The 13,473-nt window shown below is 75.2% G+C and carries 10 protein-coding genes; 6 read left to right on the forward strand and 4 right to left on the reverse strand.

Translation table 11 applies throughout. From position 1 onward, the window contains the following. The first annotated feature begins 42 nt into the window (after positions 1-42). Complete coding sequence (locus GA0070618_RS16345) at positions 43-1,776, forward strand: substrate-binding domain-containing protein (RefSeq protein ID WP_088982412.1); 1,734 nt, start codon at positions 43-45, stop codon at positions 1,774-1,776. Positions 1,777-1,979: 203 nt separating this feature from the next. Beyond that, on the forward strand, positions 1,980-3,461 hold the full coding sequence (locus GA0070618_RS16350) for a sugar transferase (RefSeq protein ID WP_414467585.1): 1,482 nt from the start codon (positions 1,980-1,982) through the stop codon (positions 3,459-3,461). 84 nt (positions 3,462-3,545) lie between these two features. Here the strand turns inward: GA0070618_RS16350 and GA0070618_RS16355 are convergent, their stop codons facing one another. Continuing rightward, entirely contained in the window at positions 3,546-4,676 is a 1,131-nt protein-coding gene (locus GA0070618_RS16355) for a PP2C family protein-serine/threonine phosphatase (RefSeq protein WP_088982414.1), read from the reverse strand. 96 nt (positions 4,677-4,772) lie between these two features. Between GA0070618_RS16355 and GA0070618_RS16360 the strand changes: the two genes are divergently transcribed. Further along, complete coding sequence (locus tag GA0070618_RS16360) at positions 4,773-5,363, forward strand: MarR family winged helix-turn-helix transcriptional regulator (protein ID WP_088982415.1); 591 nt, start codon at positions 4,773-4,775, stop codon at positions 5,361-5,363. 73 nt (positions 5,364-5,436) lie between these two features. Here the strand turns inward: GA0070618_RS16360 and GA0070618_RS16365 are convergent, their stop codons facing one another. From GA0070618_RS16365 to GA0070618_RS16375, 3 genes are all read right to left on the reverse strand, one after another. Beyond that, a complete protein-coding gene (locus GA0070618_RS16365; RefSeq protein ID WP_088982416.1) occupies positions 5,437-6,438 on the reverse strand; it encodes a cobalamin B12-binding domain-containing protein in 1,002 nt (333 codons plus the stop codon). After that, positions 6,435-8,111: a PP2C family protein-serine/threonine phosphatase gene (locus GA0070618_RS16370; protein WP_172900299.1), complete on the reverse strand. Its 1,677-nt coding sequence runs from the start codon at positions 8,109-8,111 to the stop codon at positions 6,435-6,437. The genes GA0070618_RS16365 and GA0070618_RS16370 overlap by 4 nt, the downstream gene beginning before the upstream one ends. A gap of 127 nt (positions 8,112-8,238) precedes the next feature. Then, positions 8,239-9,477 carry an ROK family transcriptional regulator gene (locus GA0070618_RS16375; protein WP_088982417.1) on the reverse strand — a complete coding sequence of 413 codons (1,239 nt, stop codon included), beginning with the start codon at positions 9,475-9,477 and terminating at the stop codon, positions 8,239-8,241. A gap of 79 nt (positions 9,478-9,556) precedes the next feature. On the opposite strand from GA0070618_RS16375, the gene xylA reads away from it, so the two are divergent. From xylA to GA0070618_RS16390, 3 genes are read left to right on the forward strand one after another with little or no spacing between them, the layout of a single operon-like run. Then, on the forward strand, positions 9,557-10,744 hold the full coding sequence (xylA, locus tag GA0070618_RS16380) for a xylose isomerase (protein WP_088982418.1): 1,188 nt from the start codon (positions 9,557-9,559) through the stop codon (positions 10,742-10,744). An 11-nt stretch (positions 10,745-10,755) separates the two neighbouring features. Further along, positions 10,756-12,207, forward strand: a complete 1,452-nt coding sequence (xylB, locus tag GA0070618_RS16385) for a xylulokinase (protein WP_088982419.1) — start codon at positions 10,756-10,758, stop codon at positions 12,205-12,207. A 40-nt stretch (positions 12,208-12,247) separates the two neighbouring features. Next, the gene (locus tag GA0070618_RS16390) at positions 12,248-13,447 is read left to right on the forward strand and encodes a DUF5925 domain-containing protein (RefSeq protein WP_088982420.1); all 1,200 of its coding nucleotides are present in this window, start codon (positions 12,248-12,250) and stop codon (positions 13,445-13,447) included. Positions 13,448-13,473 lie beyond the last annotated feature (26 nt).

Here is a 13,473-nt window from a genome sequence, read left to right on the forward strand (position 1 = left end):
TCATCGTTCCGCAACATGGTCAGGGTGTCGGGCCGCCATCGCATGCGTTCGGGTTTTCGCGGAGCAGGCGCCGTCGCCTCAGCGACGGCGCTTGTTGTCGTCGTCGCCGGGTCGTGGTTCGGCTACCGGCAACTGGCCCGACCGGGCTGCTCCGGACAGGTCGAGCTGACCGTCGCGGCGGCCCCCGAGATCGCCCCCGCGGTGCAGGCGGCGGCCGCGCAGTGGGCGGACGAGGGCGCGACGTCCGGGGGCACCTGCATCACCGTCCAGGTCTCGGCGCAGGAGCCGGTCGAGGTCGCGGCGGCGGTCGCCGGCAAGCACGGCGTCACCCTGCCCGGCGTGGGTCAGGCCAGCGGTACGGCGATCACCCCCGACGTCTGGGTGCCGGACTCGTCGACCTGGCTGCTGCGGATCAGGAACAGCGGGGCCACCGCCTTCGCCCCCGGCAACGGCGGGTCGATCGCCCGTAGCCCCGTCGTGGTCGCCATGCCGGAGCCGGTCGCCAACCGGCTGGGCTGGCCGCAGCAGAAGCTGACCTGGGCCGACCTGGTCCGGCAGATGACCACCGACACGAAGCTGCGGACCGGGATCGTCGAACCGACCCGGGACGCCGCCGGACTCGCCGGGCTGCTCGCCCTCACCGCGGCGGCGGGCGCGGGCGGGGGAGACAGCCAGCAGGCCAAGACGGCGGCCCTGCGGGCCCTGGCCACCGGCCGGTCCGCGCTGCGGCAGGACCTGCTCGCCCGGTTCCCCCGCTCCACCGATCCGGCCGCCCTCGCCGCCGGTCTCGGTGCCGCCGCCCTCTCCGAAGAGGACGTGATCGCCTACAACCGGACCCAGCCGCCGGTGCCGCTCGCCGCGCTCTACCTGGACCCCTCGCCGCCGCCACTGGACTACCCGTACGCGGTGCTGCCCGGGATCGAGCCGGCCAAGGCGTCCGCCGCGGAGGTGCTGTTCGGGGCGCTCACCGCCCCGGCGTTCCGGGACCGGTTGGCCGGAGCGGCGCTGCGCGGGCCGGACGGGGTCGGTGGGGCCGGCTTCGACGCCCCGGCGGGGGCGCCGGCCGGGGGCGTCGTCCCACAGGGCAGCGGCGGCACAGCGGCCGGTGGGCCGGATCCCTCGGCGCTCGACGCCGCCGTGTCGGGGTGGTCGATCGCCACCCAGTCCGGTCGGATGCTCTGCGTCATCGACGTCTCCGGCTCGATGAAACAGCCGGTCCCGACCGCCGGCAACGCCACCCGCGAGCAGGTCACCGTCGCCGCCGCCCTCCGGGGGATGGAGCTCGTCGACGACTCGTGGGCGGTCGGGCTGTGGACCTTCTCCACCGAGATGGTCGGCCGCCGCGACTACCGGGAGTTGGTGCCGATCGGGCCGCTCTCCAACCAGCGGAGCCAGCTGAGGACCGCGCTCGAGGCGATCCGCCCCACGCCGGACGGGGACACCGGCCTCTACGACACGGTGCTCGCCGCCTACCGGACGGTCCAGGACGACTGGGAGCCCGGCCGGGTCAACTCGCTGGTGCTCTTCACCGATGGCAAGAACGAGGACGCCGACGGGATCAGCCAGCGGGAACTGCTCACCGAGCTGACCCGGATCGCCGACCCGGAACGACCCGTCCAGGTCGTGATCATCGGGATCGGCGGGGACGTCAGCCGTGCCGAGTTGGAGGCGATCACCAAGGTCACCGGTGGCGGGGTCTTCGTCACCGAGGATCCGAACAGGATCGGCGAGATCTTCCTCCGGGCGGTCGCGCTCCGGCCGAACGCACCGCGCTGACCGGCCGGACAGGTGACGGGCGGCTTCGAGGCGTCAGGCGCGGAAAGCGCGCCAAGGTCCACATCGGACACTGTTACTGACGGCATTCCGTCCGTGGCTACCCTCACCGACGGCTGTTGAGGGAAGATGTCCCGGTGCTCCGCGGCACCGGCCACCGGTGGCCGGTCCGGGCGGGGTGCCATCGACGCTAGTGGGGAGGGTCGTTGACCTCGGCGCTGTTGACCCCCGCCTCGATGTCGTCCGCGTCCGCCGGTAAGCGGTCGACGCGGGCGGCCCGAGCCGACGAACGGGCCTACATCCGGACGTTGGTGGTGCTCGACACCGCCATCATCGCCGTGGCCGTCCTGGTGGGCTACGTGACCCGGTTCGGCGACTACGAGCCGCGTGGCTCCGAGATCCCGTACGTCCTGGTGGCACCCGGCCTGATGATCGCCTGGCTGCTCTCCCTGAAGGTCCTGCGCTGCTACGACGACCGACTCCTCGGCTACGGCGCCGACGAGTACCGCCGGATCACCTCGGCGAGCCTCCGGCTGGCCGCGACGATCGCCATCACCGGTTACATCGCCGACGTGGGCGTCTCGCGTGGTTTCCTCGCGATCACCCTGGCGGTCGGCACCGTCGGACTGCTGGTGGCCCGGTTCGCCGCCCGTAAGCGGCTGCACCTCGACCGGTGTCGGGGGGCCGGTTGGTCCCGGCGCGTGCTGGCGGTGGGGGACACCCCGCACGTGCTCGAACTCGTGCACACCCTGCGCCGCGAGCCGTACGCCGGCTATCACGTGGCCGGCGCCTGCATCCCGGACGCCCTGCTCGCCCCGGTCCCGCAGCGCCTGGGTGACGTGCCGGTGGTCGGGTCGTTCCGGGGCATCGTGGAGGCGGCCGAGGCCATCGGGGCGGACACCGTCGCGATCACCGCCTCGGCCGAGCTGACCGCGGCCCGGCTCCGCCGGCTCGGCTGGCAATTGGAGGGCACCGGGATCGACATGGTGCTGGCCCCGGCGTTGACCGACGTGGCCGGCCCGCGTATCCACACCCGGCCGGTCGCCGGTCTGCCGCTGATCCATGTGGAGGCCCCCGAGTTCCGCGGTGCCCGCAAGCTGGTCAAGGGGCTCGTCGACCGGTCGATCTCCCTGTTCGCGTTGGCCCTGCTGGGGCCGCTGCTGGCGTTGATCGCCCTGGCGATCCGGCTGGACAGTCGGGGCCCGGTGCTGTTCCGGCAGGTCCGGGTCGGGCAGGGCGGACGCGAGTTCGGCGTCTTCAAGTTCCGCACGATGGTGGTGAACGCCGACGCGATGCTCGCCGGGCTGACCGCCCGGAACGAGACCGACGGGCTGCTGTTCAAGATGCGCGACGACCCCCGGGTGACCCGGGTCGGCCGGTTGCTGCGCAAGTGGTCCCTCGACGAGTTGCCCCAGCTCGCCAACGTGCTGATCGGGCACATGAGCCTGGTCGGCCCACGTCCGCCGCTCCCCTCCGAGGTGGCCCGCTACGACGGCGACGTCGCCCGGCGGTTGCTGGTCAAGCCGGGCATGACCGGGCTCTGGCAGGTCAGCGGCCGATCGGACCTGAGCTGGGAGGACGGCATCCGGCTCGACCTCTACTACGTGGAGAACTGGTCCCTGGCGGCCGACCTGACCATCCTGTGGAAGACGTTCGGCGCGGTGATCAACAGCCGAGGCGCCTACTGACCGGTCGACCGCCGTCCCGCGTGGCCGGCGGGCGGTGCCCTCCGTCACCCGCCGACCCGGTCGACGATCGGGAGAGCCCGGCGGTCAGGGCTGGGGGCCGATCCAGTCCAGACACACCACGACCGCGTCGTCGACCAGGTCCCCGGCGACGAAGGCACGCAGGTCGCCGATGAGCGACCGGACGGCGTCCAGCGGCGCCATCGGGCCGGTCCGGCGCAGGAACCGGGTCAGCGCCGTGTCGCCGTACCGGACGTCCTGCCCGGCGGCTTCGACCACCCCGTCGCTGACCACGAAGAGCCGGTCGTCGCGCTCCAGCCGGAACTGCTGGGAGTCGTAGTCGGTCCCGTCGAACATGCCGAGCGGGAACTGCGCCTCCAGCGGCTGTTCGTGCACCTCGCCGCCGCGCAGCAGCACCAGCCGGGGCGAGCCCGCGTCGACCACGGTCACCGTCCCCTCCCGCAGGTCCAGCTCCAGCAGCAGCGCCGAGAGGTGCTGGTCGCCGTGGTGCAGCGCGTAGACCGCCTGGTCGGCCAGCGCGGCCTGGTCGGCCAGGCACAGCCCGGCCCGCCGGGCGTTGCGCAGCGCGTGCACGACGAGCGAGGTCAGCATCGAGGCGGCGACACCCTCGCCCATCCCGTTGATCACCGATAACCAGAGCCGGGTCCCGTCGTCGGACCAGTCGAAGCTGTCGCCGCGCACCGCGTACGCCGGTTCGAGCTGCCCGGCCAGACTGAACGAGGGCCGGACCCGGCTGCGTCCGGGCAGCAGCTCCCACTGCATCTCGGCGGCGAGAGTGAGTCGCCGGCTACGCCGTGCCGTGCGGTAGACGTCGGTGCCGGCCGACACGGCGGACAGCTCGTGCCCGAGCACGGTGGCGATCTCGGCCAGTTCGGCGACGACCACCGGGTCGTCCGGCACCGGGGCCACCTGGAGCACGCCACGCCGCTCGCCCCGCATGCCCACCGGGAAGTAGCCCGTTCCGGCGGCCAGGACCGGCTCCTGGTGGTCGAAGCAGCGCCAGCCGGGGTGGCCGGGCTCGGAGAGCGGCTTGCCGTCGCCCAGCGGCAGCAGCACCGACATCCGGTAGTCGACCTGGAACAACTCGGCGCTGGTGATCGCGTACGACCGGGCCAGTTCGGCGGCGACCCGGTCCAGCAGGAGATCCGCTGGCGCGTCGGTCAGGACGGTCCGTGCCCGGTTGACCGGTTCGCTCATGGTCGCTCCTTCGGAAGGTCCGCTCACCAGCGGTTCAGGGGTAGTCTCAGGCACACGATGGCCGAAGAACACCGTCCGCCGGAACCAGAAGCGAGTATGGCCGCCGCACTCGACGACGCGGTGGCCACCCTGTTGTCCGTGTGGGAGGAAGCACGGGAACGGACGACGAACCGGCTCTCCACCGCGCAGCTCCGGGTCGTCATGGTGGTGGAGCAGCACGACGGCATCAACCTCCGGCGGTTGGCCACCACCTGCGGGATGCTGCTCTCCTCGGCCAGCCGGTTGTGCGACCGGCTGGTCGCCGCCGGCATGCTCGAACGCGAGCCCGGCCGGTCCGACCGCCGGGAGATCTCCCTGCACCTCACCCCGGAGGCCGCGCGACTCCTCGCCACCCTGCGGGCCGACCGGCAGGCGCGACTGGCCGAGGTGATCGCCGGCATGAGCCCGGCCGGGCGGGAGGCGCTGCGGAGCGGGCTCGGCGAGTTCCGGGAGGCGGCCCGCCGGTCCGGGCCGCGCCACTCGCCACCCGGTCCCCACGGATCCGGTGGCGAGCCGCTCCGTTCCTCGGAGACGCCGCCGGAGCCGCACCGGCCCCCGGCCGGACTGCCCGAGCAACGGTCCACGGTCGTGCCGGTCGACCGGCGCCGGACGTACGAGCCGCCGACCTCCACCGCCCGTACCGCCTGAGCACCACCGGCGGGCGGACGCGGACGGCACCACGGCCCCGCCACCCGTCGGCCGGACCGGGCGCCGGTGCCGGTCACCCGCCGGATCGGGCGAGGCGCAGGTAGTGGAGCGCGCGGGGGTGGTCGGTGAGCGCGGTGGCGTAGCCCGTCAGGAGCGGCTCGACCAGGCCACCACGGTCGCCCAGCGCCTCACGTTGCCACCGGACGAAACCGGTGAGCAGTTCGGGGTCGCCGACCAGGAGCGCGGCGGCGAGCGCGTCCAGCATCTGGGCGGCGGCATGTGCCACCGGCTCCGCGTCGCCCCCGGCCAGGCCCAGCGCCCCGGTGACACCCTGCACCACGTCGCGTCGGCGGCGCAGCACCGCGACGTGCTCGTCGTCGGCCGGTGCCGGCGGCTCACCCGTGGGGTCCCGGTGGTCGTGGCGGTCCAGCAGCCGCACCGCGTCCCGCGCGGAGGCGCCCCACGCGGCGGCGCCCACCGCCGTGGCCCAGCGGCCGTCCGCCCCGAAACCGGGCCCACCGGCCACGACCGGGACGTCCGCCGCCCGGCACGCCGCGATCATCCGGGCGGCCCGGATCAGCCGGGTCGACTGCACGCAGCTCAGCAGCACCGCGTCCGGACCGGTCTGGTGCAGGTAGCTGACCAGGTGGCGGGGCGGCACGCTGGCACCGAGGAAGGTGACCCGCCGGCCGCTGGCCCGGACCACCTCGGCGACGATCCGCGCGGCCAGCGCGTGCCACTCACCCTCGACACAGGCCATCACCACGTGCCCGGCGCCGGTCGGCCGGCCGGTCCGGCGGCCGACGGCGGCGACCACCTGCTCGCTCACGTGGGTCGCGGCGTGCTCCTGGACCACGCTCCACCGTCCGGCCAGCCAGCGCCGGCCGATCTCCCGCTGCGCCACGGCCACCACGTCGACCAGGACGTCCGCGACCGACCAGCCCCGGTCCAGCAGGTCGAGCGCGAGCCGGACGGCGCCCTCCGGGTCCACCCGGTCCAGGTGGTCCAGGTACGCCGCGACGGTCCCCGGGTCGGACGCGGCCTCCCCGAGCGCCGTCGCGCCGTCGCCGGTCACGGCCCGGGGCGGGTCGACGTCGGGGCGATGGCGAGCATGGCGATGTCGTCCTGGCTCTGCCCGTCGAGCCACTCGTCGACCAGTTGCAGCACCCGATCGATCATGGCCCGGGGCGGCAGTCCGGCCCCCGAGGCGAGCGCCTGGCACAACCGGGCCTCGCCGAACATCTCCAGCACCCCCGGACCACCGCGCGCCTCGGTCACCCCGTCGGTGTACGCCAGCAGCAGTTCCCCGGGGGCGAGCCGGATCCGCGTCTCGACGAACCGCGCGGAGCCGAGCGCCCCGACCGGCATCCCGCCGACGGTGGCCGGACGGACGTCGCCGTCGACTCCGACGACCAGCGGTGACGGGTGTCCGCCCCCGGCGACCCGCAGGCACAGCGCGCCGTCCGGCTCCACGGTGAAGGTGCCGAGCAGCAGCGTGGTGAACTGGCTGCGCCGGGTCGCCTCGGGCGCGTCGAACAGGGCCCGGTTGAGCAGGGCCATCAGCTCCAGCGGACGCGGCTCGACCAGGCGCAGGGTCTGGAGGGACTGGCGCACCCGGCCGGTGAGCACGGCCGCGCCGACACCCTTGCCGCAGACGTCACCGAGGGCGAACGTGCCACCGTCGGGGGTGACCGAGACGTCGTAGAAGTCGCCCCCGATGCGCAGGCTGTCGCCGGCCGCCCGGTAGCCGCCAGCCAGCGACACACCGGGGATCTCGGGCAGTTCGGGCGGGAGCAGGCTGGTCTGGAGCACCCGGGCCAGGTGGGTCTGCTCGCCGTAGAGGTCAGCGGTGGCCAGGGCCGCCCCGGCCCGCGCGGCGAACTCCCGGACCACCTCGACGTCGCGCCGGTCGAAGCCGGCCCGGCCCGGTCGGCGCACCACGACCAGTGCGGCGGACGCGCCGCCGGCCACGAGCATCGGGGTGACCAGGGTGCTGCCGGGACGACCGAAGCCCTCCGGCAGCACGTGACCGAGGTCGGACAGTTCGGCGTCGAGGTACGGGCTGGCGTCGGTCCGCTCCCCGTCGAGCGCCTCGGCGAGTCCGGGCACCGACCCGGGAAGCCCGGCCGGGCCGCTCCCGCCGACCGGCGCGGGATCACCGTCGGCGAACCGTACCCAGACCGGCCTGGCGTCGGCCGGGGCGGGCGGCGGGGGACGGTGGACGACCACGGCGGCGTCGGCGAGGTAGGGCACGGCCAGCGTGACCGTCGTCCGCAGCGTCTGCTCCCGGTGCAGGGAGAGCCCGAGCCGGCTGCCGGCCCGGGCGAGGAACGCGGTGCGGGAGCGTTCGGCCAGCAGCGCGTCGGTGCGGGCCCGCTCCTCGGTGACGTCCCGGACGTACCAGGCGCAGCCACCGCCCCGCAGGGCGCGGCGGACGCCGCGTAGCTGCCGCCCCCGGTGCTCGGCCTCGAAACTGGTCGCGCCGTCCCGGGTCGCCTCGGCCAGCGGCGGCACGGCGACCCCCGCCAGCGTGCTGCCCGGGGTGACCTCGGGCAGCAGTTCGGCGGCCATCGCGTTGGCCAGGCTCACCACGCCCCGCGTGTCGGCGGTGACGACCGCCTCGGCCAGCCCGTCGAGCAGCTCACGGGCGAGCGTGTCGCCGGGAACGCTCCGGTCGGCGGCGGATCGCGGGACCCGTCCGGCGTCGCTGACCGGGCCGGCCGGTCCTCCGCGGCGGGTGGTGGTCACCGTCGGTCGCCGGACGCCCTGGTCGGCTGGCCTGTGCACATGCTGGGGAGAAACTCCTTGGTCCGGAAAGTTGCTCGGCGGCAAGCGTACCGAGCCCGCCGGCCGAACGCCCGCCGGCCGACGTGAGTCAGCCGGCACGGGCCAGCCAGGCGGTGGGCCGGGCGACGACCCGGCGAACCACCGACCCCGCCGCGCCGACCACGGCGGCGTCCCCGCCGAGCAGCGCCGGGCGGACGGTGACCGGGGACCAGGGGGCGGCGAGCACCCGTCGGGACAGCTCGGCGGTCACCGGCGGGATCAGCCACCGGGCGAGCGGGGCGTAACAGCCGCCGAGGACCACGGTGTCCAGGTCGAGCAGGTTCACCACCCCGGCGACCGCCACGCCGAGCGCCGTCCCCGCCCCGGCCAGCGCGGCGAGGGTCGCCGCGTCGCCACCGGTGGCGAGCCGGGCCAGCCGTACGGCGTCGCCGGCCACGTCCGTCCCGGTCAGGCCGGCGGCGGTGAGGATCGCCTCCTGGCCGGCGTACGGCTCCAGGCAGCCGCGCCCGCCACAGCGGCAGGGGCGGCCTTCCGGGTGGACCGGGAGATGGCCGATCTCGCCGCTGAACCCGCGCGCGCCCCGGTACAGCGCCCCGTCCAGCACGATCCCGGCCCCGATGCCCACCTCGCCGGACACGTAGAGGAAGTCGGTCACGCCGGGCTGTCCGGCGTGCAGTTCGCCCAGGGCGGCCAGGTTGGCCTCGTTCTCCACCACCAGCGCGGGCAGGCCGGGCACCGCCCCGGTGAGCGGGGGACGGGTGGCGAGCAGCGCGGGCACGTCCACCTCCCGCCAGCCGAGGTTGGGGGCGAGCCGGACCACGCCGTCGGCGCCCACCAGACCGGGCACGGCGAGCGCCGCACCGGCCAGCGTGAGGCCTTGCGCCTCGGCGTCGACCCGGGCCCGCCGGGCCAGCTCGGCGACACGGGCGAGGGTCTCGGCGGGGGAGAGCGGGCGCAGGTCGGCCCGGTGCACGGTGCGGTGGCGGACCGCGCCGGCCAGGTCGAGCACGCACACCGCCAGGTAGTCGACGTTGATCTCCAGGCCGAGACCGGCCGGGCCGTGGCCGGCGAGCAGCAGCCCCCGGGCCGGCCGGCCCGCCCCGGTACGCGGCGCCGGCTCGGCCTCGGTGACCAGCCCACCGCCGATCAGGTCGTCGACGACGGCCGAGACGGTCGCCCGGGTGAGCCCGGTCGCGGTGGCCAGCTCGGCGCGGGACGGCGGTCGGGGCGCGGCGGCGATCCGCCCGAGCAGCAGGGCGAGGTTGATCTCGCGGAGGCTGGCCTGGCGGACCGCCCCGCCCGGCGCGGTGTCGGCGGGACTGCTCACGGCCTTGACACTGCCACACCGCGACCAAATAATTCAACCGGTGAACAAATAGCCCCCGCCCCCACCCCGGAGGTCCGCCATGGCACCCCGCCCCACCCCCGCCGACAAGTTCTCCTTCGGGCTCTGGACGGTCGGCTGGCAGGGCCGCGACCCGTTCGGCGACGCCACCCGACCCGAGCTGGACCCGGTCGAGGCGGTGCACCGCCTCGCCGAACTCGGCGCGTACGGGATCACCTTCCACGACGACGACCTGGTGCCCTTCGGCGCGGACGCGACCACCCGGGACCGGGGGATCGCCCGGTTCCGCAAGGCCCTGGCCGACACCGGCCTGGTCGTGCCCATGGTCACCACCAACCTCTTCACCCACCCGGTCTTCAAGGACGGCGGCTTCACCAGCAACGACCGGCAGGTCCGGCGGTACGCGTTGCGCAAGGTGCTGCGCAACGTCGACCTCGCCGCCGAACTGGGCGCGAAGACCTTCGTCATGTGGGGTGGCCGGGAGGGCGGCGAGTACGACGTCGCCAAGGACGTCCGGGCCGCGCTGGACCGCTACCGGGAGGCCGTCGACCTGCTCACCCAGTACGTCGTCGACTCGGGTTACGACCTGCGCTTCGCCCTCGAACCCAAGCCGAACGAGCCGCGCGGCGACATCCTGCTCCCCACCGTCGGGCACGCGCTGGCGTTCATCTCCACCCTGGCCCACCCCGAGCTGGTCGGCCTCAACCCCGAGGTCGGGCACGAGCAGATGGCCGGGCTGAACTTCGTGCACGGCATCGCCCAGGCGCTCTGGCAGGACAAGCTGTTCCACATCGACCTCAACGGACAGCGTGGCGTCAAGTACGACCAGGACCTCGTCTTCGGCCACGGCGACCTGCTCAACGCGTTCGCCCTGGTCGACCTCCTCGAACACGGCGGCGTCACCGGCGCACCCGGCTACGACGGTCCCCGGCACTTCGACTACAAGCCCTCCCGCACCGAGGACGTCACCGGGGTGTGGGCGTCGGCGGAGGCGAACATGCGGACGTACCTGCTGCTCAAGGAACGTGCGGCGGCCTTCCGGGCGGACCCCGAGGTAGCCGCGGCGCTCGCCGCCAGCCGGGTCGCCGAGTTGGCCGAGCCCACCCTCGCCCCCGGCGAGACCACCGCCGACCTGCTCGCCGACCGTTCCGCCTTCGAGGACCTGGACGTCGACGCGGTGGCCGCGAAGGGCTTCGGCTTCGTCCGGCTCAACCAGCTCGCCGTCGAGCACCTGCTCGGCGCCCGCTGAGGAGGCCGCCGATGCCGCTCGTCGCGGGCGTCGACTCGTCGACGCAGTCGTGCAAGATCGTCGTCCGGGACGCGGAGACCGGCGCACCGGTCCGGCAGGCCCGGGCCCCGCACCCGGACGGCACCGAGGTCGACCCGGAGGCCTGGTGGCACGCGCTGACCACGGCCGTCGCCACCGCCGGCGGCCTGGCCGACGTGGCCGCCGTCTCGGTCGCCGGGCAGCAGCACGGCATGGTCTGCCTGGACGACGCCGGCCGGGTGGTCCGGCCCGCGCTGCTCTGGAACGACACCCGTTCCGCTCACGCCGCCGCCGAGCTGGTCGCCGAGGCCGGCGCGGGGGAGACCGGCCGGCGGTTCTGGGCCGACGCGGTCGGCACCGTGCCGGTGGCCAGCCTGACCGTCGCCAAGCTGCGCTGGCTGGCCCGGCACGAACCGGCCAACGCCGACCGGGTCGCGGCGGTCTGCCTCCCGCACGACTGGCTGACCTGGCGGCTCGGCGGTGGCGCGGCCCAGGGGCCGACCGGCACCCGCGACCTGTCCGCCCTGCGCACCGACCGCAGCGACGCCAGCGGCACCGGATACTGGTCCCCGGCCACCGGTGAATACCGGCTCGACCTGCTCGAACAGGCCCTCGGCCGGCGACCGGAGGTGCCCGCCGTGCTCGGCCCCGCCGAATCCGCCGGCACCCTCGGCGGGCTGCCCGGCGGGGCGCTGCTCGGCCCCGGCGCCGGCGACAACGCCGGTGCGGCGCTCGGCGTCGGGGCCCGCCCCGGTGACGTGGTCGTCTCCATCGGCACCTCCGGCACCGTGTTCAGCGTCGCCGACACCCCGGCCGCCGACGCCAGCGGCACGGTCGCCGGATTCGCCGACGCCACCGGCCACTACCTGCCCCTGGTCTGCACGCTCAACGCCGCCCGGGTGCTGGACGCCGCCGCGGCGCTGCTCCGGGTCGACCTGGCCGGCCTGGCCGACCTGGCGCTCGCCGCCCCACCCGGCGCGGACGGGCTGGTCCTGGTGCCCTACCTGGAGGGCGAGCGGACCCCGAACCGGCCGGACGCCAGCGGGGCGGTGCACGGGCTGACGCTGCGCACCTCCACCCCCGCGCACCTGGCCCGCGCCGCCGTCGAGGGGATGCTCTGCGCGCTCGCCGACGGGCTCGACGCCCTGCTCGCCCAGGGTGCCCGGGTCGAGCGGGTCGTCCTGGTCGGCGGGGGCGCGCGGTCGGAGGCCGTCCGCCGGATCGCGCCGCAGGTCTTCGGCTGCCCGGTGCTCGTCCCGCCACCCGGCGAGTACGTCGCCGACGGCGCGGCCCGCCAGGCCGCCTGGGTCGCCCTCGGTGGCGCGGAGCCACCCCGGTGGTCGGTCGGCGACACCGGGGAGTACGCCGCCGAACCGGTCCCGGCGATCCGCGAGCGGTACGCCGAGGCGCGGGAACGGTTCCTCGCCCGCCCCGCTGACGGGTAATCGACTGTACGGGGGAGGCCGGGCTCGCGATTATCGACAGATGTCGTCGCTCGACCTCCCCACCCCGCCGCTCGACCTTCCCCACGTGCCCGCCCCCGCCCCGGCGGCGGAGCCCGTCCCGGCCCTGCCGTCCGTCCTGCGCCACGACGACACGGACACCCCGTGCGACGTCATCGACGCGCTGGCGCTCGCCGACTTCATCACCGGGCGACATCCCTGGTCACACACCGTCCGCCTGCCCCGCGCCCGCCCCGACGCGCAGCTCGTCCCCGCCGACGGGCGGCTGCTGCGCACCGCCATCGAGGCCCGGCAACGGTCCCAACTGCTCGGCGGCGACGGCTGGACCGCGCGGGTGGTCACCTGGAAGGGCTACGGCGCGGAGGTGACCGTGACCGCGGTCAGCGGCGAGATCGGCCAGGCCGCGCTCGACCGGATCGTGGCCGGGACGACCGCCCCGGAGGACGCCGGATCGGGCCGGATCGGGTTCTGGCACCAGAACCCGCGCCGGGGCGCGCAGCGGGACGTGCGGACCGTGGCCACCCCCGACTGGGCCACCATCCGGGGCAACTACACCGCCACCGCCCGCCGTGAGCTCGACCGGCTGATGACCATCACCCCGGAGAGCGTGGTGGGGCGACTGGTGCTCCTGCACGGCGCGCCCGGCACCGGCAAGACCACCGCGTTGCGTGCCCTCGCGCACGCCTGGCGGCAGTGGTGCCAGGTCGACTGCGTCCTCGACCCGGACGTCCTCTTCGCCGACGCCGGGTACCTCTCCGAGGTGGCGGTCGGCAACGAGGACGAACCGGAGGGCGGCCCGCGCTGGCGGCTGCTGATCGTCGAGGACTGCGACGAGCTGATCCGGGGCGAGGCCCGGCAGACCTCCGGCCAGGCCCTGTCCCGGCTGCTGAACCTCACCGACGGGCTGCTCGGCCAGGGACGGGACGTCCTCGTCGCGATCACCACCAACGAGGACCTGTCCCGGCTGCACCCGGCGGTCACCCGTCCCGGCCGGTGCCTGGCCCGGATCGAGGTGGGCCCGCTGTCCCACCGGGAGGCGACCGACTGGCTCGCCGACGCCACCGCCGGCGACACGGCGTCGCCCGGCGGGAGCACCGGGGCGTCGTCCGGCGGGGCCACGGTGGTGCCGCCCGGCGGGGCCACCCTCGCCGAGCTGTACGCGCTGCGCGCCGGGGCCACGACCCCGCCGGCCGACCGGCACGAACCGGGCGGATACCTCTGAGGGCGTCCGCGCGTCGTCACCCGGTC

Source organism: Micromonospora echinospora, assembly GCF_900091495.1.
Lineage (GTDB): Bacteria > Actinomycetota > Actinomycetes > Mycobacteriales > Micromonosporaceae > Micromonospora > Micromonospora echinospora.

Bases quoted from the DNA above. Each gene is read 5' to 3' on its own strand.
- GA0070618_RS16360 (WP_088982415.1), top strand. From the start codon at position 4,773: ATGGCCGCCGCACTCGACGACGCGGTGGCCACCCTGTTGTCCGTGTGG.
- GA0070618_RS16390 (WP_088982420.1), top strand. From the start codon at position 12,248: ATGTCGTCGCTCGACCTCCCCACCCCGCCGCTCGACCTTCCCCACGTG.
- xylB (WP_088982419.1), top strand. From the start codon at position 10,756: ATGCCGCTCGTCGCGGGCGTCGACTCGTCGACGCAGTCGTGCAAGATC.
- xylA (WP_088982418.1), top strand. From the start codon at position 9,557: ATGGCACCCCGCCCCACCCCCGCCGACAAGTTCTCCTTCGGGCTCTGG.
- GA0070618_RS16345 (WP_088982412.1), top strand. From the start codon at position 43: ATGCGTTCGGGTTTTCGCGGAGCAGGCGCCGTCGCCTCAGCGACGGCG.
- GA0070618_RS16355 (WP_088982414.1), bottom strand. From the start codon at position 4,676: ATGAGCGAACCGGTCAACCGGGCACGGACCGTCCTGACCGACGCGCCA.